Here is a 25,256-nt window from a genome sequence, read left to right as displayed (position 1 = left end):
ACAGCACTGCCACGGCTTCGAGCCGTGGCAGTGCGTCGTTTCCTGGAAATAGCCGGAGTTAGGCGGCTACTTCTTCTTTCACTTTGTTGAACTGCACGTTGGCGTAGAGCTTCACGTCGTCGCTCACCACAATGGCGCCGGCTTCGGTGATGCCGTTCCAGGTGAGGCCGAACTCCTTGCGGGAAATCTTGCCGGTTACCTCAAAGCCCACCTTCTCGTTGCCGTAGAAATCGGTGGCCGTGCCGCCAAATTCCACGTCCAGTTCCACGGGCTTGGTGGTTTCGCGCAGGGTGAGGTTGCCCAGCAGCTTGTACTGGTCGTCGCCCACTTTGCGCAGCGAGGTCGACTCGAACACCAGTTGGGGGTGGTTGTCGGCGTCGAAGAAATCGGCAGACTTCAGGTGGGTGTCACGCTGCTCCTGATTAGTATCGATGCTGCTTATGTCGGCCGTGAAGCGGGCCTTGGCGGTTTCGAAGTTGTCGCCCTCGGTTTCCACCGTGCCGTCGAACTTCTTGAAGGAGCCCGTGACGGTGGAAATCACCAAGTGCTTTACTTTAAACTGAACCTCGGTGTGCATCGGGTCGATAACCCATTTGGTAGTGGCCATGGTAGGAGGAAGAAAAAGGTGAACGGAGAAAGTCTACTGCAAAAATGCCCCGGCGTTCGGCTGAACTGGCAGGCACCAGCGCCGGGAGTGGGACAAAGGTACGAAATCTATGTACCTACATCTATTGTACCTACATATTTTATTTTATCAGAGTTCTACCAAAATATTTTCGAGGTTGCTTTCCCACCCAAGTAGTCTGGGTTTGCAACTAGCCGCAATACGGAAAATCGCCACCGCCTGCTTACAAGTCTGTTTTGATTGTATTTGATGCGCCGCTATACCTTTGAGCTATGCCGATTCACCCTTTTTTTCACCGGCTGCTAACCGGCTACGGTGCCTACCCTGCTGCCATTGCCGCGGGCGTGATGTACGGCCTGTTGTACCGCATCATTTTTGGTAGCAAATGGCTGAATCAGGCGGGTGGGGTGCTGTTACTGGCGTTTCTGGTTGTAGTACCAATTGGGTTGGGCGCCCTTACGGCTTTACTCACGCCTCGGGAAGCCGGCAAAGCCCAGTGCATCTGGGTGCTACCATGGACGACCGTAGGTATATTTTTAGTGACAGCAGCCATTCTTGGTTTTGAAGGGGCCATTTGCCTGCTCATCATCTTCCCGCTGTTTCTGGGGTTAGCTAATCTTGGGGCCTGGATCTACACGCTCGGCGAATCGAAGGAAAAACCGCCGCGCAACGCGGCCGTGGTGGCGGCACTGGGTGTGCTGCCGCTGCTAGTGGTGCCCATTGAAAGCCGCTTTGTCATGCCCACCAGCCTGCGGCGCGTCGAAAACACGGTGGATGTGGCCGCAACGCCCGACGTGGTATGGCAGCACATCATTCGGGTACCGCCCATTGAGGCCGCCGACCTGGGCCCGAGCTTAGTTGACGACATCGGATTCCCGCGCCCCGTGGAAGCTACTCTCAGCCATGAGGGTGTGGGCGGCGTGCGCCACGCCACATTCGAGCGGGGAGTGGAATTTATTGAAACCGTGGACGTATGGAAGCCGCGCCGCAAGCTCTCGTTTCGCATTACGCCCAATACCGCCACCATTCCGCCTACCACCTTCGACGAACACGTGACGGTGGGCGGCCGTTTTTTCGACGTGTTGCGCGGCACCTACGAGTTGCGCCCTCTACCCGGCGGCCGTACCCGTCTGGTACTATACAGCGAGCAGCGCCTGAGCACCAACCTCAACCCTTACGCTGGGCTCTGGACCGATTACGTGATGAGTGAGATTCAGCGGCGCATTCTGCAGGTGGTGAAGCGACGTTGCGAGGTTCAGGCAGTAGTCCAACAATAGAGTCCTATGGGCTTTTCCCGACAAAAGCAGTTGCGATATTTCTTCTGTTTCATAAAAAAGCCCCACCGGACAACTCCAGCGGGGCTTTCTTGCTTTTCTGAATAACGGCCTCTTCTAGCGCAGCGTCAGTTTCGGGGTTTTGGCGGTGGCTACTTTGGCGGCTTGCTCGCGCACGGCTTGGGCAATGCCAGCGGCATCGAAACCGCATTCTTTGTAGAGCTCGTCCTGGGAGCCGTGCTCCACCACGCGGTCGGGAATGCCGAGGCGCTTCACGGGCAGGCTGTAGCCGTGGTCGGCCATGAACTCCAGCACGGCGGCACCGCAGCCACCTTGCAGGCAGCCGTCTTCCACCGTCACCAGGGCCTTGTAGCGGCTGAGGACTTGGTGCAGCAGTTCCTCGTCGAGGGGTTTGCAGAAGCGCAGGTCGTAGTGGCCAGTGTCGAGGCCTTCGGCTTCGAGCAGCTGGGTGGCCTTCACGGCGTAGTTGCCGATGTGGCCGATGCTCAGGATGGCCACGTCGCCGGCGCCCTCGCGGATGGTGCGGCCGGTACCCACAGCAATGCGCTGGAGCGGCTTGCGCCACTCGGGCATCACGCCTTCGCCGCGCGGGTACCGAATGCTGAACGGGCCGGCGTTTTCGGGCAACGTGGCGGTGTACATCAGGTTGCGCAGCTCCTCCTCGTTCATGGGCGCCGAAACGACCATGTTGGGAATGCTGCGCATGTAGGCCAGGTCGTAGGCGCCGTGGTGGGTGGGGCCGTCGGCGCCGGCAAAACCGGCGCGGTCGAGGCAAAACACCACGTGCAGGTTCTGCAGGGCCACGTCGTGCACCACCTGGTCGTAGGCGCGCTGCATAAACGACGAGTAGATGTTGCAAAACGGAATCAGCCCCTGCGTGGCTAAGCCGGCCGAGAACGTAACGGCGTGCTGCTCGGCAATGCCCACGTCGAAGGCGCGGTCGGGCATGGCAGCCATCATGATGTTGAGCGAGCAGCCCGAGGGCATGGCCGGCGTCACGCCCATGATTTTGGGGTTCTGCTCGGCCAGCTCCACCATCGTGTGGCCGAACACGTCCTGGTACTTGGGCGGCTGCGGCGTGGCGGGCACTTTCTTGTAAATCTCGCCTGTGATTTTGTCGAACAAACCCGGCGCGTGCCACAGCGTCTGATCTTTCTCGGCCAGCGCGTAGCCCTTGCCCTTCACCGTCACGCAGTGCAACAGTTTGGGACCGGGAATCGACTTCAGGTCGTTCATGATGCTCACCAAGTGCTGCACATCGTGCCCGTCGACGGGGCCGAAGTAGCGGAACTTGAGCGCCTCAAACAGGTTGCTCTGCTTCATCAGCGTGGCCTTCATGGCCGACTCGACTTTGCTGGCAATGGCCTGCGGATTGGGGCCGAACTTGGAGAGCTTGCCGAGCACGTTCCACAGCTCGTCGCGCACGCGGTTGTAGGTGCGCGAGGTGGTAATGTCGGTGAGGTATTCTTTGAGCGCGCCCACGTTGGGGTCGATGCTCATGCAGTTGTCGTTGAGGATAACCAGCAGGTTGGTGTTGGCCACGCCGGCGTGGTTGAGCGCCTCGAAAGCCATGCCGGCCGTCATGGCTCCGTCGCCAATCACGGCAATGTGCTGCCGGTGGAACTCCTTTTTGTAGTCGGAGGCCACGGCCATGCCCAGCGCGGCGCCGATGCTGGTGCTGCTGTGGCCCACCCCGAAGGCATCGTACTCGCTTTCCTTGCGCTTCGGGAAGCCCGACATGCCGCCGTACTTGCGGTTGGTAGGGAACTGGTTGCGGCGCCCGGTCAGGATTTTGTGGCCGTAGGCCTGGTGCCCCACGTCCCACACCAGCTGGTCGTAGGGCGTATTGAAGACGTAGTGCAGGGCCACCGTCAACTCCACCACGCCGAGCGAGGCCCCGAAGTGCCCGCCGTAAATCGACACCGAATCGACAATGAATTGCCGCAACTCCTGGCTCAACTGGACCAGTTGGTCCTCGCGCAGCTCTTTCAGATCGGCAGGCGAATTAATGGCCGCCAGCAAGGGTCCGGGTTCGACAATCATTGGGGAATGGGCAGACAGAGAGGATGTTGGTAGGGGCTCAACCGGCGCAAGGCCAGAATGTTGCAGTAGCGCTAAAGTAGAGCCAATGCCAGCAGGCAAAGGTACGACAAATCTAAAGCAGCGGTTCGGCCCCGAGCCGAGCCAATATGTCGATGCCGTACCCGCAGTGTTATCTTCTGGCTGTACATCGAAAGCCGGCTCGGGCGGCAGGTCATTTCTGTTGCCGAAGGAAATCGTTTATTCGAGCTGATTTTGCCGGTTTTAACTGCCGGCTGGCGCAAAAGATGTGCGTTCTATTGGGCTTGTCCAGCAAAGCAGATTCAGGGGCGGCATCAACCTGCCGCCGCTCGATTAAGTAGAACCGTTGGGAGTAACCCGATGCGCCGCTTCAGCCCGCGGGCCTTCTGCATTTCACCCATTATTCTCTTCTTCCGTGAGCGAATTTGATCCGAATGAGCACGCGCACCGGCGCTACAATGCCCTGACCGGCGAGTGGGTGCTGGTGTCGCCGCACCGTTCCAAGCGCCCCTGGCAGGGCCAGCAAGAGCAGCCCGACCGGGAGCAGCGCCCAGCCTACGACCCCGGCTGCTACCTCTGCCCCGGCAACGTGCGCGCCAACGGCGCCGTGAACCCGCCCTACACCAGCACTTTCGTATTCGACAACGACTTTGCCGCCTTGCAGGCCGATGCGCCCGCCGGCAGCCGCAACACGGGCGGCTTGCTGCGGGCCGAAGCAGAGTCGGGCATCGGCCGGGTTATCTGCTTCTCGCCGCGCCACGACCTGACGCTGCCCGAAATGGACCAGGCGGCCGTGCGCGGCGTGGTAGACGTGTGGGTAGAGCAGTATCTGGAGCTGGGGGCCCGGCCCGACATCAACTACGTGCAGATTTTTGAGAACAAAGGGCAGGTAATGGGCTGCTCGAATCCGCACCCGCACGGGCAGATTTGGGCCCAGCGTACCGTGCCCGGCGAACCAGCGGCCGAAACGGTGCAGCAACTCGCCTACTTTCAGGAGCACGGCCGCAGCCTGCTGGCCGATTACCTCGCGCTGGAACTGGAACAAGGCACGCGGGTGGTGCTGGAAAACGAGCATTGGGTGGTGCTGGTGCCGTATTGGGCGGTGTGGCCGTTTGAAACCCTGCTGTTGCCGCGCCGCCACGTGCAGGACGTGGCGCAGCTCACCGATGCTGCGAAAGACGGTTTGGCCGACGCCGTGCGGCAGCTCACCATTCGCTACGACAACCTCTTCCAGACCTCGTTCCCTTACTCGGCCGGCCTGCACCAGCGTCCCACCAACGGCCAGGAGCACCCATCCTGGCACTTGCACCTGCACTTTTATCCGCCGCTGTTGCGCTCGGCCACGGTACGCAAGTTTATGGTGGGCTACGAGCTACTGGCCGACCCCCAGCGCGACATCACGCCCGAAGCCGCCGCCGAGCGTCTGCGCGGCCTGCCCACCGTGCACTACAAGCAAAACCTGGCCGCCGAGTAGGCACTTCTACGGCAATCAAACGCTTTATTTCACGACACGAGCCCGACTTTACCGTTGGGCTCGTGTCGTGTACACGGCCCGCTGGTAATGGCGTTGGTACATCTAGTGGTGCTGGGCCTGTTCAGGCGGCGGTAAAACTTCCGCGATGCGGCCGGGGGCATTTTTCGTTACCGTGCGCACCGCTAATGCGTACTTTTGACGTTCACCCGCCTTTCTCCACATGAGCAACCCCCAGCAAGACCGTCAGCTGCTCGACAAACTGTCGCCTTCGCGCATGCTGCTGCCGGTGGTTATTGGGCTGGGCGTGGTGGGGTTTATGTTCTGGCGCAGCTACAAGCCCGGCGACTTGGCCCCGCTGGCCGATGCCCGGCCGTGGTGGCTGCTGGTGACGGTATTGGTGCTACTGGCCCGCGACCTGGGCTACGTCTACCGCATCAAGCACATTTCCGAAGAAACGCTGTCGTGGAAGCAAAGCCTCGACGTGATTATGATTTGGGAGTTTGCTTCCTGCGTGCTGCCCTCGGCAGTGGGCGGCACGGCCATTGCGTCGTTTCTGCTCAACAAAGAAGGCATTCCGCTGGGCAAGTCGCTGGCCTACGTGATGGTCACGGCCATGCTCGACAACCTCTACTTTGTGGTGGCCGTGCCGCTGGTCATTCTCTTGGCCGGCGACCATATTTACCCCCATGAGGCCATTCAGGGCGGTTTTATTCTGACGCTGAAGATCTTTTTCGGACTGAGTTACCTCTTCACCCTGGCCTACTCGGCCCTGATGGTGTACGCGCTGTTCGTGAATCCGCACTCGGTGAAGCGGTTTCTGGTGCGGCTGTTTTCGCTGAAAGGCCTGCACCGCTGGCGCCGCAAGGCTTACTTGCACGGGCAGGAAATGGTGCACGCGTCGGCCCAGCTGCGTGGCAACGGCGTGGGCTACTGGCTGCAGGCGGCCGTCAGCACGGCGTTTGTGTGGACGGCGCGCTACCTCGTCATCGGCTGCCTCATTGCGGCGTTTGTGCCCATGTCGGCCGCTATGTTTGGTATCATCTTCGCCCGCAACCTCATCTACAAAGTGGTGTTGCTGGTGGCCATTACGCCGGGCGGCGCGGGTTTTGCCGAAGGCGCCTTCCCCACGTTCTTCCGCAAGTTCGCCGGCTCCGATACCATGACGAACTTCATCCTGCTGCTCTACCGCATCGTTACCTATTACCTCTACTTGGTGCTGGGCACTATTTTCCTACCCCGCTGGATAGTCCGGGTGTTTGGCCGGAAAGAAGCCAAGGAGGTTATGGCTTCTTAGCATCGAGGGCCGGGGCCGCTTCGGCGGGCACTGGACGCCGAAACGTGGCCCAAAACGCGGGCCGGTACTCCGTCTTCGTCAGCTGCCATATTTCACCGCCGCGTAAGGCCGGCTCTTTCTCTGCATCGGGGCGCGTAGCCAGAGCCTCCGCTGGCAAGGGCTCGAAATACGCTTCGCAGGATTTCTGGGTATAGAAGGCTTTGCCTCCCAGCACGTGCCCCGCGTTCAGGGCTTGGGCCACACTACTCGCTATGTGGTAGCGGCCGTTGGCGCCCTGCTCGTAAGTAACCACGTGGGCTTTGCGGTGGTCGGAATATACCTGGGGATACAGCTTGGCCACCAAGCCGCTGCGGCCGTGGCACTTGCGGGCCGTGGCGTTCCACAGCACCGTATCGTTTTGCCAGAGCGCCTCGTAGCGCACCACCGCGTAGTCGCGCTGCCGGATGTACACTTTGCCGCTGTAGCCCGCCGCGTGGTACATGCCGGTGCTGCGGTGGTTGGCGCGCTTGACCGCAAAACGCACAACGTAGTATCCCTCGCCGTGGCGCTGCTCAATGGTGTCGAGTTGCAGGGCGTATTTGCCCAGCTTACCGAGCTTGAAAAGCGGCGAAATACGCACCGGGTCGGCACCGGCCGATAGGAAACCGTGCCCACCCTCGCCGTATTCGTTGAGTCCCGCCGCACTTCCCGATACCACGTGCTTCTCCAGCACTTTGTGCACCTGTTTGGGGCCCAGCAATAAAAACCCGCCGCCCCATTCGCGCCAGCCAGCCGGGTTAAATACCTGGCTCACGTACTCAATGTCGTGGCGCAGGGTATCGAAGTCGATAAACCGGCGGTGCGTATACACTTGGCATACCTCGTCCTGCCACCCGTAGTTGGTTTCACCCGCCCTTATGACCTTCTTCATGATGCGGCGCGGGTCTTGCGACTGCGCGCTTACGTGCACGGCGGCCAGGGCAAAAGCGGCCGGCACAAGGCGCACCACGAGGCCGGAAGTACCCGCCGCGGCGATCGTTACCGGTTCGTAGCCAATGCTGCTGATTTGCACGTTTTCGCCAGCCTGGGTTTCGAGCCGGAAACGGCCGCTGGCATCGGCTACGGTGCCGGTGCTGCGGACCGGCACGGCCACGGTAGCAAAGGGCACGGGCTGGCCGGTTGTGCGGTCAAGCACAGTGCCACTCACGAGCCGCGTCGCCCCATCAGCAGTTGCCATCGGACGGGTGGCCGGGGTGAGCCGGCCGGGTAGCCGCGCCGGTGCTGCCTCGGCCGCAGGCGGCGTACTCGGCGTCTCGCCCCCAGCGGGGTGGGGTGGGTTCACCGTTTTCAGAAACAAGAACCCATCAACGGTTTCGCTCCACGGGCCGGTTACGGGTTTGTACTCGAAGGCGTAGGTGGTGAGTTGCCGGCCGGGCAAATCGTGCTTCAGACTCACAAAAGCATAGTTGTGGCCTTGGGCCAACAGGTCGGCTTCGAGGCTGCCGGCAGCCGGTGTGGGCACTTGCTGCTCGCCAAAGTTCTGGTAGCTGCCACTGCCGGCCAGCGTACCCAGCACGTACACGGCATCGGGGCCGAGGGCAGCCTTCACCGCTTGGCCCATGGGGCGGTAGCTGCGTAGCTCGGCATCGGCAAAACCCTCGAACTTGTTGGCCAGATGCGGCAGCGCGCCCCAGCACACCACTTTGGCCTGCGGGTGCTGGCGCAGGTACCACAGCAGGTTGTCGGCCATTTGGGCATCGCGCGGGTTGCTATCGGTGGCCGTAAACTCGGCACCGCTCTTGGCGCTTGGGTCGTTGTGAGCGTAGTCGCGGGCCAAAGCCTGCAGACTGCGCAGGTTCTGCAGCCAGAACACCGCCCGCACCCGGCGCGGGGCGCTAGGTCCAGTCGCCACTCGGTCGAGCAGTTTGCGGGCTTTGCCGAGTTGCAGCTCAAACAAGGCAAGGTTGTGGGTAGGCGGAAAAATAAAATGCTCACCCATCGTGGCCAGGCACGCGTCGAGGTAGTCATACGCTACCGCGTCGGCGCCTTTTTCGGGTTTCAGAAACTCTTCCAGTTCCTCCAGCAAGCTTTCCTGGTAGTCGCCGCTGAGTTGCGGATCGAAGCCCATGACGCCCAGCCGGCCAGGGCCCAGCAACGGCAGCACCGCTTGAAATTCCCGCGTACCGGTCCAAATGCCGAACACGCTACGGCTTATGGCTTCAGCAGCTGGCACACCGGCGTGCAGCTCCCGCTGGGCTTTGTCGAGTTCGTAGAAGCCGCTTTCGAACCCCACGGTATTAAAGCCCAGGCGGGAGTGCAAAAACCGGAGCAGGCGCGCCTTGGCCTCGAAAACGTTGCCTTCCCCGTGGGTCGGTTCACCCAGCATTACCACCCGCGCATCGCCTATTTCCTGCGTCAGAAACGCCAGGTCGGTGAAATCATCATCGGCGGGGCTGATGGACCGCACCGCGTGCACGGGCAGCTGTGCCGAGGCCAAGGGTGCTGGTTGCGCACGGCTGGCGACGACGGTACTCCAAAACAGACCTAGGAAGCAGGCAACGCCTACGAAACAACGCATACTGTCACGGCGAAAGAGGGTAGAAAAGTGCCGCAAGCTACTACGGGTTCCGACTGGCAGATAACCCAAACAAAAAAGCCCCTCTGCCGAAGCAGAAGGGCTTTTTTCAACATTGGCTGAGGTTACTCGGCTTCGAGCTGCAACTCCGCGCCTTCGGGGCTGCGCAGCGTCAGGCGGTCGTCGGTGAGCGTGGCCACGTCGAAGGTGTTGGCCATGTTGCCGTTTTCAGGCGTCATGGTGATTTTCTTGTTGGCCTGGTCGAACGTGTACTTGCCGTTCACAGTCTGGGCCGGCGACGTCATGTTGTACTGCCCGTTGGCGTAGAAACGAATCTGCTCCTCTTCCTGCGCGTCGGTCTGCTTGACCTTGTCGCCGGTGGCATCTTTCTCTTTGTGGGTTTTCCACACTTTGCTTTCGGTGCCGTAGAGCATGTTTACGCCTTCGACTTTGCCTTCCTTGCTGCCGCAGGCGAAGGTGAACAAGCCGACCAGCATCAGGAGGCTGGCTAAGTAATGAAGCGGGGTAACGCGTTTCATGAGGAGAGGTCGTTTGAAATGAAGGAAGGGAGTCAAAAAAGGGCAAGCAGCCATTCAGCTGCCGAGTTTCTTACGCGCAAGCCATCAAAGAGTTGACGCTACAACTTATTTATGCAAGCAGGCGTACAGCTTCTTCGACCACCTAACCGTTGGGTTACGGGTCGCCTCGATTTTCCACACCAACCACGACACGACCATGGGACTGTTTGATTTTCTGAGCGATAAGGGCGAGAAAGAGCCCGTGAAACCCACCACCAAGCCCGCCGCTGGCGACACGACCGGCTTTTTCGGCAATCAAGCGCAGCCGGCCGGGCAACCCGCCGCTGCCCAAGGCGACACCTACACCGTGGTGAGCGGCGACTCGCTGTCGAAAATTGCCAAGCACCACTACGGCGACGCCAGCAAGTGGCATCAGATTTACGACGCCAACAAGGCCACCATCGGCAGCAACCCCGACCATATCGAGGTTGGCCAACAGCTTCGCCTGCCGAAATTGTAAGCCCTACCACTTCCCAACCTAACAGCCACCCGAAGCAACTCGGGCGGCTGTTTTTGTTTTAGTGTCCGCTCGGTGGTGCCCGACAACCAACCGCACATTGACTCTAGTGTCTGATTATCAATTGGTAGCAAAACGATTCAACAACTTCAAAACGGCTTGTTAAAAACACTGGGTATACATCTTTGAGTGCGCAAAAAAACATGGCCTGCCCTTGCGCTTTTCAAATCCAACGCTACATTTGTGCCATCCACGGCTTACGGCCAACGGATTTCTTGACACGATTTATTCCGAAGAGGCGAGAGAACAGGCTCCGCGACCCTCTGGCAACCACCGGCAATGCACCAGCCGGCAGGTGCCAATTCCTGCCCCCGACCGAAATCGGCGGGGGGCAAATAAATGGCGTGCTATGGCAACTACCCCGCTTCCATCGTTCAGTTCCTCCTCGTTCCGCTTTTCGGCGGCGCCCGTCACGGCCATGTCCGTTTCCGCCGCTGCCATTGAGCGCCTCGTCATGCGGCCGCCGTTGAGCGCCGCTGCCCCGGCTGTGGGCTGTTGTTGCTGTTGTTGGTAGTAGTGCTGCCCGCGGGCCGCTCATAGGACCGCCCCTACCCTTTCCTGCCTGATTTTCTGATTTGGCCGTCCGGCTCTGCGGGCGGCGCGTGGCTCCAGCGCATCCGAAACGTCATTTTCGACGCTTGGGCTACGGTTTTGGCGCACGCGTTTCGCGGCTATTCTGGCTCAGCCTCAGCCCGGCACGACGTGGCCGTTCCTCTCCGAAACCACATTCTCCCAACCTCTTTCTCAGCCTCATCATGTCTGCCCAAACCCTTCAGTTCGAGACCCTGCAACTCCACGCCGGCCAGCAACCCGACCCCACCACCGGGGCCCGCGCCGTGCCGCTCTACCAAACAACCTCCTACGTTTTTAAAAGCGCCGAACACGGGGCCAACCTGTTTGCGCTGAAGGAGTTCGGCAACATCTACACCCGTCTGATGAACCCTACCACCGACGTGTTTGAGCAGCGCATTGCGGCGCTCGAAGGCGGCGTGGCGGCACTGGCCACGGCCTCGGGGCAGGCCGCGCAGTTCATTGCGCTCAACAACATTTTGCAGGCCGGCGACAACTTCGTGTCGACCTCGTTTCTGTACGGCGGCACCTACAACCAATTCAAAGTGGCTTTCAAGCGTCTGGGCGTAGAAGTGCGCTTCGCCGACGGCGACAACCCCGCGAGCTTTGAGCGGCTGATTGACGAGAAAACCAAGGCGCTGTACTTGGAAACCATCGGCAACCCCGGCTTCAACATTCCTGATTTTGAAGCCATTGCGGCCATTGCCGAGAAGCACGACCTGCCGCTGATTGTGGATAATACCTTCGGTGCGGGCGGCTACCTGTTCCGGCCCTTGGAACACGGCGCGCACATTGTGGTGGCTTCGTCTACGAAGTGGATTGGCGGCCACGGCACCAGCATTGGCGGCGTGATTGTCGACGGCGGCAAGTACGATTTCGGCAACGGCAAATTCCCGCAGTTCACCGAGCCGAGCGAAGGTTACCACGGTCTCGTGTTCAACGATGTATTCGGCAAAAACGGGCCGTTCGGCAACATTGCCTTTATCATTCGGGCCCGCGTGGAAGGCCTGCGCGACTTCGGTCCCTCGCAGAGCCCGTTCAACTCGTTCCTGCTGCTGCAAGGCGTGGAAACGCTGAGCTTGCGCGTGGACCGTACCGTGCAAAATGCCCAGCAGATTGCCGAGTGGCTGGAGCAGCACCCGCAGGTGGAAGCCGTGAACTACCCCGGCCTGAAGAGCAGCCCGTACCACGCGCTGGCCACCAAATACCTCAAGCGCGGCTTCGGTGGCGTGCTCACCTTCACCATCAAAGGCTCGAAGGACACGGCCACGCAGTTTATCAACAACCTGCAGCTGGTGAGCCACCTGGCCAACGTGGGCGACGCCAAAACGCTCATCATTCAGCCCTCGGCCACCACGCACCAGCAGCTGTCCGACGAAGAGCAGCGCGCCTCCGGCGTAGTGCCCACGCAGCTGCGCCTCTCGCTGGGCCTGGAGCACATCGACGATATTAAAGCCGACCTGCAGCGCGCCTTCGACGCAGTGAAAAACGCCGAAACGCGCACCGATGACGACGAAAACGCACTGCTCACCGAGCAGCAAGTAGAACACCCCGCGACGCTGGAAGTCTAACAAGGGAGGGGAAAACCGTGCCGCGCCGCCAAGCCACGGCGCGGCTAGCTTCCAGCCCGCGGGGCCTTGTCCACCGACCTTTTCCACCCATTCAGAAAAGGAGCCTGACGCAGGCTCTCCCGTTCTATCCAGCGGGAGTCGGCGGGCGAGGAATTTACAGTACCGGAACCGCCTCGTGGAGGTGCTACGGCCTTTTTTCAGTTGATTTTGCGGGGCTGAACGCCATGAACGAACCTGCTGTATTGCACCTTTCGCAGCCGCTGCCGCTCGAATGCGGCGGCACCCTGCCCGACGTGCAGATAACTTACCACACCTACGGCACGCTCAACGCAGAGCGCGACAACGTGGTGTGGGTATGCCACGCCCTCACCGCCAATTCCGACGCCGCCGAGTGGTGGCCGGGCCTCGTGGGCCCAGGGCACTATTTCGACCCGGCTGATTGGTATATCGTGTGCGCCAACATCCTCGGCTCGTGCTACGGCACCACCGGGCCGGCCACACCCACGGGGCCGCGCAACCGCCCGCTCTACCAGGCCTTCCCGCGCCTCACGGTGCGCGACCTGGTGGCGGCGCACGAGCAGCTGCGGCAGCATTTGGGCCTTGCGAAAATTCACACCGTCATCGGCGGCTCGTTGGGCGGGCAGCAGGCCATCGAATGGGCCGTGCAGCAGCCCGGGCTGTTTGAGCACGTAGTGCTGCTGGCCACCAACGCCCGCCATTCGGCCTGGGGCATTGCCTTCAACGAGGCGCAGCGGCTGGCCATTCAGGCCGATTGCACTTACCAGGGCGGCGGGCCCGAGGGCGGCTCGGCGGGCCTGCGGGCGGCGCGGGCCATTGCGCTGCTCAGCTACCGGAGCCACGATGCCTACGGCCGCACCCAAACCGACCCCGACGACGACGCGCTGCCGGCCTTTTACCGCGCCAGCTCCTACCAGCAGTATCAAGGCGACAAGCTGGTGGCCCGGTTCAACGCCTACAGCTACGTCACGCTCTCGCAAATCATGGACTCGCACCACGTAGGCCGTGGGCGCGGCGGCGTAGAGGCGGCCCTGGCGCGGGTGCGGGCTCGCACCCTGGTGCTGGGCATCACCTCCGACGTGCTGTTTCCCGTGAGCGAGCAGCAGGAGTTGGCCCGCCATATTCCGGGGGCTATGTACGCCGAAATGGACTCGCCTTACGGCCACGACGGCTTCCTGATTGAAACCGCGCAAATAGCGCATTTCCTCGACCGATTTTATGTCCAAACCTTCGCCCACTAGCACCGGCAACGGTGCCCCGCTGCGCCTCGGCCTCATTGGCTTTGGCTGCGTGGGGCAGGGCCTCTACGATATTCTGCAAAAGCTGCCCGACGTGGGCTTTGAGGTGCGGCGCATTGCCGTGAAAAACCCCACCAAGCTGCGTCCTCTGCCCGCCGACCGCTTCGAGTTTCACGCCGACGACCTGCTCGATGACCCTGAACTGGACGTGCTGGTGGAAGTCATCGACGACCCCAACGAAGCCTTTCGCCTGGTGAGCCGGGCCCTGCGGCAAGGCCGCAACGTGGTAACGGCCAACAAAGCCATGGTGGCCCGCCACCTGCCCGAGCTCATTCGGCTGCAGCGCGAGTTTGGCGGCACCTTGCTCTACGAAGCGGCCGTGTGCGGCAGCATTCCGGTTATTCGCACCCTCGACAGTTACTTCGGCCAGGAGCCGCTGCCAAGCGTGAGTGGCATTTTCAACGGCTCGTCGAACTACGTGCTGACAGGCATGACTACCGCCGGCGCCGATTATGCCACCGTGCTGGCCGAAGCGCAGGCCCAGGGCTTCGCCGAAACCGACCCGGCGCTGGACATGGCGGCCTTCGACCCGCGCTCCAAAGCGGTAATCCTGGCCGCCCATGCCTACGGCCTGCTGCTGAACCCCGATCAGGTGCTGAACCTCGGCATCGAAAGCATCAGCTCCACCGACATTCGGTTTGCGGCCGAGCGCGGGCAGAAAATCAAGGTGGTGGCCACCCTGCAGCGTTTGTCCGATGGCAGCGCCGCGGTGTTCGTCGCGCCTCAATTCGTGGGCGACGACTCGCCGCTCTACCACGTGGAGCGCGAATTCAACGGCGTGGTGGTGGAAGCCGAGTTTGCCGGGCAGCACTTCTGGCGCGGGCGCGGCGCCGGCGGCCACCCTACCGGCTCGGCCGTGCTGGCCGATTTGGTGGCGCTGCGCAACGGCTTCCGCTACGCCTACCCCAAGCTGAACACGGCTACCGTGCCAGAGCCTGCAGCCGACTTGGAGGTGGAAATTTACCTGCGCCACGCGCCCAAAGACCTGCGCGAGAAGCTGCACCTGACCGACGTGGTCGACGAGCTGAACGCGCCCGGTTTCAGCTACCACTACGTGGTGGGCTACGCCCGCCTCAGCACCCTGCTCCGCCACCGCGACGACCTGCGCCGGGCCGGCACGTTTGTGGCCCGTACCGGTCCGGTTCGCACGCCGGTCGGCGTAGTGCAACAGCAGGCAGCTGCCGAGTTAGTCGTTGAATAATTTGCCTTGAAAAGAAAGCAAAAGCCCCGCTGCCAAACGGCCACGGGGCTTTTGCTTATGCGACTGTTTCGTTACTGCAGTACCAATGTGCGGCCGGCGAGGCCTTCGCCACTGAGGTAGTAGGTGCCGGCGGGCAGGTTGTTGCGCGGAATAATCACGCGGGGCTGGTCCCACAGAAAGCGCCGCACGATGCGGCCTTTGGCGTCTATCAGCTCCACCCGCACCGGGCGGAACGGCGTGCCGCTGGGCGCTTCAAGGTGAATGGTTTGCTCGGCGGGCACCGGAAAAATCTGGGCTTGGGCAAGGTTGCTGGCGGTTTTGACAGCCAACACCGTGGCAGGCTGGCGCAGCAACGGCCGCAGAAAGTCGCGCACGGTTTGGAAAGTCGTGTCGAAGTAGGCCACGCTGAGGCCGCTGCTGCCGTTGTAGGGCACGTGCGGGGCCCCGCGCAAGGCCCGCAGCACGTTGGGAATACCCACGGCATCGGCGCGAGGCTTGAGCACGCCGCTACCGTAGAGCCGCGGCGAAGTAGCCAGACCAAAGGCTTTGCCCACGCTGTAGGGCACTACGGCGTCGGCGGTGCCGTGCACGCTGCACAGCGGCGCGTTGCCGGGCTCCAGCCAGCTGGGACTACCCACGGCACCGCACAAATTCAGCACGGCGGCTACCTGACTGCTGTAGCCGGGATTGCCGCTGCTGCCTTCCAGGGTGCCCACTGCCGCGAGGTTGATGTAGGCCGGCACTTCGGCGGGCTTGTCGAGGTAGCCGACTTGCAGCGCCGTAATGGCGCCGGCCGACGAGCCGCCGGCGTAGATGTAGCCGGCATGCACGCGGTATTGGCGCACGGTGGCGGCGTCGCGGCGGAAAAAGCGCACGGCGGCCCGCATGTCCTGCCCGGCCCGAATGGCGGCGCGGCCTACGTTGGTGCTGTCGAGCGGGAAGAAGCCGAGGCGGTAGTCGATGCTGGCCGCCACGTAGCCGAGCTGCGCCAAGCGCGTGCAGATGGCTGTCATAAACTGGTCGTCGCGGTTGCCGGTCAAAAAAGCGCCTTCGTGGGCCATGATGACCACCGGCCGGCGCCGCACGGTGTCGCCGACGGGCTCGTAGAGGTCGAGCAGCAAGGTTTGGGTGGCGCCTTGCGCGTTGACGGCCGAGCCAAACGCCACGCCGCGCGTGATGGTGACTTGCTTAAACAACGGCCGGTGGTAGCGGCCGCCGGTGGTGTCAATTTGGGCTGAAGCGGTGCGGGCCATGCCCAACAGCACCAGCACCGCAAACAGGAAGCTTCTCATAGGGCACAACTTACGGGTTCTGACACGCAGAACAACATTTACGTAAGCACGTGGCGTGAGTGAGGCATTCGCCGTAGGTTTGCGCACCTTTTCTCCTGCCTCACCCATGCCCACCACGCCTCCATCCCTTCGCCCCGGCGACCAGGTTGCCATTGTTTGCACCGCCCGCAAAGTGTCGCGCGAAGACCTCGCCGCGGCTATTGAGGTGCTGGAAGGCTGGCAGCTACAGGTAGTGCTGGGCGAAACCGTGTCGGCCGAGCACCACCAGTTTGGCGGCTCGGATGAGGAGCGGGCGCGTGACTTTCAGCAGCAGCTCGACAACCCGCATATTCGGGCCATTCTGTGCGCCCGCGGCGGCTACGGCACCACCCGCATCATCGACGCGCTGGACTTTTCGGGCTTCGCCGCCGACCCCAAGTGGGTTGCGGGCTTCTCCGACATTACCACGCTCAACTGTCACTTGCTGCGCCTGGGCCACGAAAGCATCCACGGCGTCATGCCGTTCATCTTCGCGCAGGAAGGCGGCACCGATGCCTTGGAAAGCCTGCGTCGGGCCTTGTTTGGCGAGCCGGCCAGCTACACCGTGCCCGCCCACGCCCTGAACCGGCCAGGCACGGCCGAAGGGGAGCTCATCGGCGGTAACCTTAGCCTGCTGCAAACACTCAGCGGCACTGCGTCGGATTGCCCCACAGCCGGCCGCATTCTGTTTCTGGAAGACATCGACGAGTACCTTTACAACGTGGACCGCATGATGGTGCACCTCGACCGCAGCGGCAAGCTGCGCGACCTGGCAGGCCTCATCGTCGGGCACTTCACCAATCCGCAGGACAACGCCGTGCCGTTTGGGCAAACGAGCTACGAAATCATTGATACCTACGCCCGCAAGTACCGGTTTCCGGTGTGCTACGGCTTTCCCGTGGGCCACGAACCCACGAACATGGCCCTGATTTGCGGCCGCCGGGCGCGGTTGGAGGTTGACGCAGCCGGCAGCCGGTTGAGCTACGCCGCTGGCTAGCGCTGCTACTCCACCACCAGCCGGGTGGCAGTGCTGGCCGATGCGCTAACCACGTGCAGGGTGTACACTCCCGGTGCAAGGCCGTGCAGGTCCAGGTTCGTTTCGGCTGCTGCGGGGGCCAGGAGCCATTGTCGTACTTGGCGGCCCGTCGCATCGGTTAAAGTAGCTCGGGCTTTTTCGGCCAGCCCCGCCGTGCGGCCGATGTGCACCTGCCCGTCGCGTACGGGGTTGGGCCAAGCATGAAGTGGTGCCTGCATGGCCTCGTTGCGTACCGCCGTTACGCCGCCGGGGGTTAATCGGGCCGCAAAAAATTCTTCCAAGGTACTTTGCTGCGGCACGGTCAGGTTGCCGAGCGTGGCGTTGCCCTGCAGCACCCCGGTCACATACAGCGCGCCATTACCATCGAAGGCGCCGCTGGTAGCTCCTTCTTCCGAGGTTGGCCCGCCAGTGCTCAGGGCCCAGCGCGGATTTCCCTGCGGCGTGAAAGACAGCAGGCAGAAGTCGGAATCGGTAGGGCTTGCCGAGGCCACGGTCAGTCCGCCCAAATCCAAGGCGCCGCGCACGGTACCGATGAGGTACACGTTGCCCGTCGCATCGACGGCCGTGCGGAAGCCGGTGCCGTTGGTAACAGGGGCGGTGTAGCTCCACCCCGATGTGCCGGAGGCGCTGCACTGGGCCACAAACCATTGCCGGGGCGCTGGGCCGATGTCTTCGCGCGGGCCCGCCAGGTAGCAACTGCCGTCGGCGCTGGTGGCAAGGCTGAAGATGGTTTCGTTGGTGGTAGTAGTGGCCGGAAACGCCACCCGCGTAGCCCACCGCAGCAGACCAGCGGGCGAGTAGCTGGCCACAAAAGCCTCGTCATCGGTGGTGTTGCCCGCCAGAACGGTGCTGCCCAAGGTGGCAGTGCCCCGAAACTGGCTGGCTACGTAGGCATTGCCGGCCGCATCGAGGCCTACGGCAGCTTCGTCGTTGGTTTGGCCGGCTATTTGTCGCGCCCAGCTGGCAGTGCCCTGCGCATCGAACCGGGCCACAAAAAAATCCCCGTTGGCGGCGGTCAGAACCGTGCTGCCCAGCGTGAGGGCGCTGCTGAAAGTACCCACCACGGTTACGTTGCCGGCGGCATCGACGGCCGCTCCAGACAGGGCCGCATCGGGCCCGATGCTACGGGCCCACAGCATGTTGCCCAACGGGTCGTATTTGATAAGGAAGCCGCCGCCACCGTTGAGCACAGTTGTGCCCACCGTCATGGAGCCGCGGTAGTACCCGGCCACGTAGGTGTTGCTGCTGCCGTCGAGCCCGAGGCCGTTGACGACGGTTTCGTCGACGCTGCCGTTGAGGTGCCGGGCCCAGGCCACGGCCCCGGTGCTGGTGTGCCGCACCACAAAACCATCGAAGCCGTCCGCCGAAGAAAACATGGCTGAGCCAAGCGTGATGGTGCCGAAAAACAACCCGGCGCTAACGGAATTACCGGCTGCATCGGCCTTTATGCAGTTGCCGTAACTGAAATCGGAAGAAGAACCAGCCATTGCGGCGCGGCTGGCCCATTGCCAGGTGGCAGTGCCGGTTTGGGCCAGCACCGGCGCCGGGCGCAGCCAGCCAAGCAGGAACAGTATCGGGAGTAGAAGTCGAACGCGCATAGGGTGCCGACTCAGGAACAATGAATCGGGCACCCAAGATACCGCGGCTCAGACCGACTACTGTACCACGAGCTTGCGTTGTTGCCGCGCCAGTCCCTGTTCGACTTCGAGCACGTACACGCCGGCCGGTAGCGTTGTGGGCAAGGCTATGCGGTATTGGCCGGCAGTTAGTTGCAAGCTCTTATCGAACAACAACTTTCCGTGGGCGTTGTGCAGGCGCAGCTGGGCCGGCCCAGCGCCAGCGGTTGTCAGCTGCACGGTGGGCGTGGTGTGGCGCAAAACGGGGTTCGGGTACACAGCCACCTCCAGCAACGATTCATCAAAAACCACCACCCGCGGGCCATAGAAGCTGCTTTTGCCTCCTACGTCTTCCTGCCGAAGCCGGTAGTAGCGCCGGCCGCTTTTGCCGGCTTCGGCATCCTCAAACTGGTAGCGCTGCCGGGTGCGGGAGTTACCGTCGGCGCTGGCCACAAAGCCCAAGGCCCGAAACTGCTGCCCGTCGGCCGACACCTGCACTTCGTAGCCCCGGTTGTCGGCTTCCTGTACGGTTTCCCAGCGCAGCACGGCGTTGTGGCCCTGCCGCACCGCCTCAAACCGCGTGAGCGTAACGGGCAGCGGCGGCACCACGGCTTGCCCTAGGAAGGGCCGCAGAAAATTGCGCACCACCCGAAACGTGGTGTCCATGTAAGCCAGTTGCGTGGCGTTGGTGCCGTTGTAGGGCACGTGGCCGGCGTTTTTGAACGGGTAGAGCGTGTTGGGTACGCTTACCGCGTCGGCGCGGGGCTTGAGCGCGCCGCTGCCGTAGAGCAAATTGCCGAATACCACGCCCGAAGTGTAGGGCACTACTGGGTCGGCGGTGCCGTGCAGGCTCACGAATGGTTCGTCGCCGGCCTCAATCCAGGCCGGGTTGCCGAGCGCGCCGCAGAGGTTGATGGCCGCCAGCACCGAGCTGCTGAACCCGGCGTTGCCGCTGTTGCCTTCCAGTCCTTCGGGCGCCACCGGATAGATGGAGGCCAGCTCCGCAGGCTTGTCGAGGAATGCCGTGTGCAGGGCCGTGATGGCGCCGGCCGACGAGCCGCCCACAAACACATAAGCCGGGTTGATGCGGAACGGGTTGCTGCCGGCCGCGTCGCGCCGGAAAAAGCGCACGGCGGCCCGCATGTCGTACATGGCCTGCACCACGGCCCGCGGGCCCGAATACGAGAACGGCGAAGGCTCCAGGCGGTAGTCGATGCTGGCCGTGACGTAGCCCAGGCGGGCAAACCGCGTGCACAGCTCCGCCACATCGTAGTCGCCGCGGGAGCCGAACAGGAACGCGCCGCCGTGCGCCAGAATGATGAGCGGACGCAGCCCGGCCGGACCGCCCACCGGCTCGTACACATCGAGCAGCAGCGTTTGCGGGTTGCCGGCCGCGTTGACGGCGGCGCCGAATGGCACGTCGCGGGTAATAGTCACGCTGGCATACAGCGGCTGATAGAACTGTCCGCCGGTGGTGTCGATCTGGGCCTGCACCGAGCCGGCCATTATCAGCCAGGCGAAGCCGAAGAACAGCGCACGTTGTAGAGTACTTTTCATCCGATAGAACCTGGTGAGTGACGACACTTTGCGTAGACGCGCTTCCGAAAGCCGAGGTTTAGGCACCCTACAGCTTGCGCCCGGCAGTCAGTAGGCAAATGCCGCCTGAGCAGTTGGCAAGCCAAGTTTACGCGGAGAATATTTTCCCGCGCCACTTTTGTGTTTTCACCCATCATTGCCTTTCCGCATGCTTACACTCAAGGCCCTAGCCGGCGAAGATGCCCCTGCCTACCTGCCGGCCCTCTCCGCCTTGCTGCTCGACTCCCTGGAGCACGGCGCGGCCGTTGGTTTCATGCTGCCTCTCCCGGCCTCGGACGCGCGGGCGTATTGGCAGGACGTCTTCGCAGCCGTGGCGGCCGGGCGACGCGTGCTGCTGGTAGCCGAAGCCGACGGGCAGGTGGCGGGCAGTGTGCAGCTGGCCCTGGCCGAGCAAAACAACGGCCAGCACCGAGCCGAGGTCTGCAAAATGCTGGTGCATTCCAGCTGGCGCCGCCGCGGCATTGCCCGCCAGTTGCTGCAAGCCCTCGAAGACCACGCCCGGCACCACCAGCGCACTACCTTGGTGCTCGACACCCGCCAGGGTGACGCCGCCGAACACCTCTACCAGTCGGTAGGCTACACCCGCGCCGGCGAAATTCCCGACTTCGCCCGTAGCAGCTCCGGCGAGCTGCACGCTACGGTGCTGTACTACAAGCTCCTGCCGCTCGACAAGGCCTAGCCAATGGCTCCGAAACGTGCGCCGTAAACACACCGCCGCCCCGCTTGCGCTGCAAACGAGGCGGCGGTTATTCGGCCATCTGGCAGCACAACGCTACTCCTGGTAAAGCGTCTGCAGCACGGTTTGACCCACGGCTTTCAGCGTGGCGCGGTCCACGGCGCTCATGTTGTCCTGGGTGGTGTGGTGGTAGGGCGGAAAATACTCGTCGCCGTAGGGCACGTGGTCGATGATGTCGATGCACTTGATGCCGGCTTGGTTCACAAACACGTGGTCGTCGGTGATGCCGGGGGCGTCTTGGTACAGAAAGTAGTCGGAGTAGCCGAGGCGGTTGGCGGTGTTCCACACTTTAGCCACGGCTTCGGGCGCGGCCTGCACCGAGGTTTGCTCCCGCGAGAAACGGGCTCCTTTCGCCCCTACCATGTCGAGCAGAATGCCATACTCGGGCTTGTAGCCGGCGGGTAGCAGGTTCTTGGCCCAGTACTGGGAACCCAGGCACCAGCTTTCGACGCCCGAACCGGCCAGCTTGTTTTGCAGGTTGGCCTGGGTGGAGGTGTCGTAGCCGTAGTCCTCGGCATCAAACAAAATGAAGTCGACGCCAACGGCGGGCGTGAGCGAATCGGGCTGCGCGGCCAGTTGCCGGGCTAGTTCCAGCAGCACCGCCACGCCACTGGCCCCGTCTACCGCACCGTCGAGCGGGGCGTTGGGCTTCTTCTGGTCTTTGTCGGCGAAGGGGCGGGTGTCCCAGTGTGCAAACAGGGCCACGCGGCGGGCGGCTTGCGGCGCGAAGCGGGCCACAATGTTGCGGCCGCGCAACATGTTGCCATCGAATGCCATAGCCGTGAAAGGCTGTTCCTGCACCGTGAGGCCCGCTTTTTTGAACTCAGCCACCAGCCAGTCACCACAGCGCACGTGCGCTGGAGTGTTGGGCACGCGCGGACCGAAGCTCACCTGCCGGGCCGTGTAGGCGTAGGCCGAGTCGGCGTTGAAAACCGGGGCTTTGCGCAGCGGCTCTTCGGTGGGCGAACCGCTTTCGGTAGCGGCGGGCTTCTTATCGGGGCAAGCCGTGAGCAGCGCCGTGGTGGCAAGCAAAGCGGCAGGGCGCCACAGCAGGCGCAGGAAACGGTGGGTCATGCGAATTACTAGAACGTCATGCAAAGCGCAGCGAAGCATCTCGCACGCTGGCTCCAAAGGATAAAGATACTGTCAAGCCACCCACGCGGGATGCTCCGCTGCGCGCACCCTTGCCGGCGGCTATTCTTCGTAGGCCCAGTCGACGCCCGCTTTGGTATCCTTCACCAGAATGCCCTGCTCCTTGAGCGCGGCCCGGATGACATCGACCTTGGCGTAGTCCTTGGCCGATTTGGCTTCGGTATAGAACTGCAACGTCAAGCCCAACAGTTCCTCGGCGTTGGCGCGCGGCTCGTCGCGCAGGCCCAGGATGTCCTGCACCAGCGTGCGGTAGGCTTCGGTAGCTTCGGTCAATGCGGCTTCGCCCACCTGCGCCAGCGTAACGGGCTGGTTATAGTAGCCGTTGAACTTGCGCAGCAGGTTAAACAAGCCCGCAATGGCGCGGGCCGTGTTCAGGTCGTCGTTCAGGCCCACGTAGCAGTCGGCCACCAGCTTGCGCAGCTCGGCGTCGGCCGCGGCGGTATCGGCGGCGCGCTCGGTGCCTTCGGGCAGGTTCAGGCGCGTAATCTGGCGCAGGCCGTTCATGAGCTTGCGGTAGCCTTTGGCGGCAGCCTGCAAGGCATCGTCGGTAATGTCGACGGTGCTGCGGTAGTGGGCCTGCAACAGGAAGAAACGGGCCGTCATGGGCGAATAGGCCTGGGTGAGCAGGGCATGGTCGCCGGCAAACAACTGCGAGATGGTGATGAAGTTGCCGACCGACTTGCTCATCTTCTGGCCGTTCACCGTAATCATGTTGTTGTGAAACCACACCCGCGCCTCGTCGGTGTGCGAGTGGCTGGCCTGGCTCTGGGCTATTTCGCACTCGTGGTGCGGAAACATGAGGTCGAGCCCGCCGCCGTGAATGTCAAACTCGGCGCCGAGGTACTTGCGGCCCATGGCCGAGCACTCCAGGTGCCAGCCCGGAAACCCCTCGCCCCAGGGCGAAGGCCAGCGCATGAGGTGCCGCTCGTCGGCGCGCTTCCAGAGGGCAAAATCCAGCGGGGAGCGTTTTTCGTCCTGACCGGCCAGGTTGTCGCGGGTGCCCGACAGCAGCTCTTCCACCACGCGGCCCGAGAGCTTGCCGTAGTTGTGCTGCTGGTTGTAGGCGGGCACGTCGAAGTACACCGAGCCGTTCACCTCGTAGGCAAAACCGTTGGCCATGATTTCCTCGATCATGCCGATTTGCTCGGTGATGTGGCCGCTGGCGCGGGGCTCGATGTCGGGCGGCGTGCAGCCCAGCACCTCCATGTGGCGGTGGTAGCGGTTGGCGTACGACTCTGCTACCTGCATGGGCTCCAGCTGCCGGGCGCGGGCCATTTTGCTGATTTTGTCCTCGCCTTCGTCGGTGTCGCCTTCCAGGTGGCCTACGTCGGTGATGTTGCGCACGTAGCGCACCGTGTAGCCAAGGTGGCGCAGGTAGCGCGCCAGCACATCAAACACCACCGGCCCGCGGGCATTGCCCACGTGGGCTTCGCTGTACACCGTGGGGCCGCAGAGGTACATGCCCACGAAGGGCTCGTGCACGGGAACAAAGGGGTCTTTGCGGCGCGTGAGGGTGTTGTAGAGCGAGAGGGGATGTTGCATGGGGCGAAATTATCAATTAACCACTGAGCAACCGCAGGAAGGCGAAGCCAATGAAGAATGAGCAATTGTTCCTCGTCCCGGCTTTGCTCCTGGTCACTTGCTCATCGGCTCTTCTGTAGCCGATACGTAGCCTCCAACGGGAAGTGGTCGGAATAGGGCACGTCGCGGCGCACGCGCACCTGCTGCACCTGCCAGCGCGGATCCATAAACTGGTTGTCGATGCGCAGGAGCGGGAGTTTGCCGTTGTAGCTGGCCCCGAAACCCGTGCCGGCCGTGGCCCAGGCGTTTTGCAAATGGTCGGCCAGTTGGTCGTAGCTGTAGCTGAAGGGCGTGTCGTTCAGGTCGGCGCACAGCAGCACCGGGTACGGGCTGGCCTCAATGCGCCGCACCAGGGTATCCACCTGAATGCTGCGAGAAACCACCCCGCGCTTAAAGCGGCGCAGCAAGCCCAAGCCTTTGGTTTTGAGCCCGTGCTTGCTCGAATAGCTGTCCACGATGTCGCGCTCATCCATGCTCATGCTCTGCAGGTGGGCGTTGAACACCCGCACGGTATCGTGCGACGGCAGCCGTACGTCGGCCCACATGGCGTGGTTCTGGGTGAGCTTGTTGAAAGTGATGGTGCCGCGCCGCAGAATGGGGTAGCGCGAGAAGATGGCCATGCCAAACTCGCCGCCCATGCTATTCACCAGCGTGTTCGACACGAACGCCTCGCGCTTTTGCAGGCGCCCAATCTGCCGCACGGCGTTGAACACGGTCCCGTCGCTGGTGGGGCGCGGCTCGTTGTAGAACTCCTGCAGGCAAATCACGTCGGCCGGGTGCTCGGCTACCCATTTGATGAGGCCTTTCGACGACTGCAGCCCTTCGTTGCGCAGCTGCGGGTACACATTGAAAATGCGCACGTTGGCACTGAGCACGCGCAGCTCGGGGGCACTGGCCGGAGCGGCAGAAGTATAAAGCGGGTGCAGGGCCAGACCGCGCATGAGGTGAGGCCACGTGAGCACCGCTACAGCTATGGGAATCAGGGCCACGGGCCAGCGCCGGAGCAGCCAGTAGCCGGCCAGCAGCAGGTTGGCGCCCAGGGCCAGCGGCAAGCTCATGGCCCCAAAAGCTGCCGGCCAAAACAACCTTGGCGGCACTTGCATGCATCCTATGGCTAGCAACAGCCACACAATGACCAGGAAGGTGAACTTAAATGCCAGCGAACGACGCACC

19 protein-coding genes and 1 riboswitch are annotated in these 25,256 nt (G+C 62.6%); of the genes, 9 read left to right on the top strand and 10 right to left on the bottom strand.

Features of this window, described 5'->3' with window-relative positions:
* Positions 1–58 precede the first annotated feature (58 nt).
* Positions 59–607 (bottom strand): YceI family protein, encoded by a 549-nt coding sequence (locus F0P96_RS19780; protein ID WP_151080726.1) that lies wholly within the window; start codon positions 605–607, stop codon positions 59–61.
* Positions 608–897: 290 nt separating this feature from the next.
* Here F0P96_RS19780 and F0P96_RS19775 point away from each other — a divergent pair, with 290 nt between their 5' ends.
* Positions 898–1,902 (top strand): SRPBCC family protein, encoded by a 1,005-nt coding sequence (locus F0P96_RS19775; protein ID WP_201743839.1) that lies wholly within the window; start codon positions 898–900, stop codon positions 1,900–1,902.
* A gap of 114 nt (positions 1,903–2,016) precedes the next feature.
* Here F0P96_RS19775 and dxs read toward each other — a convergent pair whose 3' ends face one another.
* A complete protein-coding gene (dxs, locus tag F0P96_RS19770) occupies positions 2,017–3,963 on the bottom strand; it encodes a 1-deoxy-D-xylulose-5-phosphate synthase (RefSeq protein ID WP_151080725.1) in 1,947 nt (648 codons plus the stop codon).
* A gap of 433 nt (positions 3,964–4,396) precedes the next feature.
* Here dxs and F0P96_RS19765 point away from each other — a divergent pair, with 433 nt between their 5' ends.
* A complete protein-coding gene (locus F0P96_RS19765; RefSeq protein WP_151080724.1) occupies positions 4,397–5,455 on the top strand; it encodes a UDP-glucose--hexose-1-phosphate uridylyltransferase in 1,059 nt (352 codons plus the stop codon).
* Between the two features lie 220 nt (positions 5,456–5,675).
* Positions 5,676–6,749: a lysylphosphatidylglycerol synthase transmembrane domain-containing protein gene (locus tag F0P96_RS19760; protein WP_151080723.1), complete on the top strand. Its 1,074-nt coding sequence runs from the start codon at positions 5,676–5,678 to the stop codon at positions 6,747–6,749.
* Here the strand turns inward: F0P96_RS19760 and F0P96_RS19755 are convergent.
* Positions 6,736–9,306 (bottom strand): erythromycin esterase family protein, encoded by a 2,571-nt coding sequence (locus tag F0P96_RS19755; protein ID WP_151080722.1) that lies wholly within the window; start codon positions 9,304–9,306, stop codon positions 6,736–6,738. The genes F0P96_RS19760 and F0P96_RS19755 overlap by 14 nt on opposite strands.
* A 122-nt stretch (positions 9,307–9,428) precedes the next feature.
* Positions 9,429–9,842 carry a hypothetical protein gene (locus tag F0P96_RS19750; RefSeq protein WP_151080721.1) on the bottom strand — a complete coding sequence of 138 codons (414 nt, stop codon included), beginning with the start codon at positions 9,840–9,842 and terminating at the stop codon, positions 9,429–9,431.
* A gap of 196 nt (positions 9,843–10,038) precedes the next feature.
* On the opposite strand from F0P96_RS19750, the gene F0P96_RS19745 reads away from it, so the two are divergent.
* From F0P96_RS19745 to F0P96_RS19730, 4 genes are all read left to right on the top strand, one after another.
* Positions 10,039–10,341 carry a LysM peptidoglycan-binding domain-containing protein gene (locus F0P96_RS19745; protein ID WP_151080720.1) on the top strand — a complete coding sequence of 101 codons (303 nt, stop codon included), beginning with the start codon at positions 10,039–10,041 and terminating at the stop codon, positions 10,339–10,341.
* Positions 10,342–10,620: 279 nt separating this feature from the next.
* A riboswitch (SAM riboswitch) is annotated at positions 10,621–10,740 on the top strand.
* Between the two features lie 413 nt (positions 10,741–11,153).
* Positions 11,154–12,539 (top strand): O-acetylhomoserine aminocarboxypropyltransferase/cysteine synthase family protein, encoded by a 1,386-nt coding sequence (locus tag F0P96_RS19740; protein ID WP_151080719.1) that lies wholly within the window; start codon positions 11,154–11,156, stop codon positions 12,537–12,539.
* 224 nt (positions 12,540–12,763) lie between these two features.
* Entirely contained in the window at positions 12,764–13,798 is a 1,035-nt protein-coding gene (gene metX, locus F0P96_RS19735) for a homoserine O-acetyltransferase MetX (RefSeq protein WP_151080718.1), read from the top strand.
* Positions 13,776–15,056 carry a homoserine dehydrogenase gene (locus tag F0P96_RS19730; protein ID WP_151080717.1) on the top strand — a complete coding sequence of 427 codons (1,281 nt, stop codon included), beginning with the start codon at positions 13,776–13,778 and terminating at the stop codon, positions 15,054–15,056. Before metX ends, F0P96_RS19730 begins: the two co-directional genes overlap by 23 nt.
* Before the next feature lie 71 nt (positions 15,057–15,127).
* Here the strand turns inward: F0P96_RS19730 and F0P96_RS19725 are convergent, their stop codons facing one another.
* On the bottom strand, positions 15,128–16,348 hold the full coding sequence (locus F0P96_RS19725; RefSeq protein WP_160620159.1) for an alpha/beta hydrolase family protein: 1,221 nt from the start codon (positions 16,346–16,348) through the stop codon (positions 15,128–15,130).
* A 106-nt stretch (positions 16,349–16,454) separates the two neighbouring features.
* Between F0P96_RS19725 and F0P96_RS19720 the strand changes: the two genes are divergently transcribed.
* A complete protein-coding gene (locus F0P96_RS19720) occupies positions 16,455–17,363 on the top strand; it encodes a S66 peptidase family protein (protein WP_151080715.1) in 909 nt (302 codons plus the stop codon).
* A gap of 5 nt (positions 17,364–17,368) precedes the next feature.
* Here the strand turns inward: F0P96_RS19720 and F0P96_RS19715 are convergent, their stop codons facing one another.
* Both F0P96_RS19715 and F0P96_RS19710 read right to left on the bottom strand, forming a co-directional pair.
* Positions 17,369–19,000 carry a T9SS type A sorting domain-containing protein gene (locus F0P96_RS19715; RefSeq protein ID WP_151080714.1) on the bottom strand — a complete coding sequence of 544 codons (1,632 nt, stop codon included), beginning with the start codon at positions 18,998–19,000 and terminating at the stop codon, positions 17,369–17,371.
* Between the two features lie 57 nt (positions 19,001–19,057).
* Complete coding sequence (locus F0P96_RS19710; RefSeq protein ID WP_151080713.1) at positions 19,058–20,575, bottom strand: alpha/beta hydrolase fold domain-containing protein; 1,518 nt, start codon at positions 20,573–20,575, stop codon at positions 19,058–19,060.
* A gap of 187 nt (positions 20,576–20,762) precedes the next feature.
* Here F0P96_RS19710 and F0P96_RS19705 point away from each other — a divergent pair, with 187 nt between their 5' ends.
* Positions 20,763–21,293, top strand: a complete 531-nt coding sequence (locus F0P96_RS19705; RefSeq protein WP_151080712.1) for a GNAT family N-acetyltransferase — start codon at positions 20,763–20,765, stop codon at positions 21,291–21,293.
* Between the two features lie 93 nt (positions 21,294–21,386).
* Here the strand turns inward: F0P96_RS19705 and F0P96_RS19700 are convergent, their stop codons facing one another.
* The 3 genes from F0P96_RS19700 to F0P96_RS19690 form a co-directional block, all read right to left on the bottom strand.
* Complete coding sequence (locus F0P96_RS19700) at positions 21,387–22,424, bottom strand: M28 family peptidase (RefSeq protein ID WP_167291256.1); 1,038 nt, start codon at positions 22,422–22,424, stop codon at positions 21,387–21,389.
* A 120-nt stretch (positions 22,425–22,544) separates the two neighbouring features.
* Entirely contained in the window at positions 22,545–24,044 is a 1,500-nt protein-coding gene (gene cysS, locus F0P96_RS19695; RefSeq protein WP_151080711.1) for a cysteine--tRNA ligase, read from the bottom strand.
* Between the two features lie 101 nt (positions 24,045–24,145).
* Positions 24,146–25,141 carry an endonuclease/exonuclease/phosphatase family protein gene (locus F0P96_RS19690; RefSeq protein WP_160620161.1) on the bottom strand — a complete coding sequence of 332 codons (996 nt, stop codon included), beginning with the start codon at positions 25,139–25,141 and terminating at the stop codon, positions 24,146–24,148.
* Positions 25,142–25,256 lie beyond the last annotated feature (115 nt).

The organism is Hymenobacter busanensis, from assembly GCF_008727865.1.
Lineage (GTDB): Bacteria > Bacteroidota > Bacteroidia > Cytophagales > Hymenobacteraceae > Solirubrum > Solirubrum busanense.
This window is presented reverse-complemented; position numbering and strand designations above follow the sequence as displayed.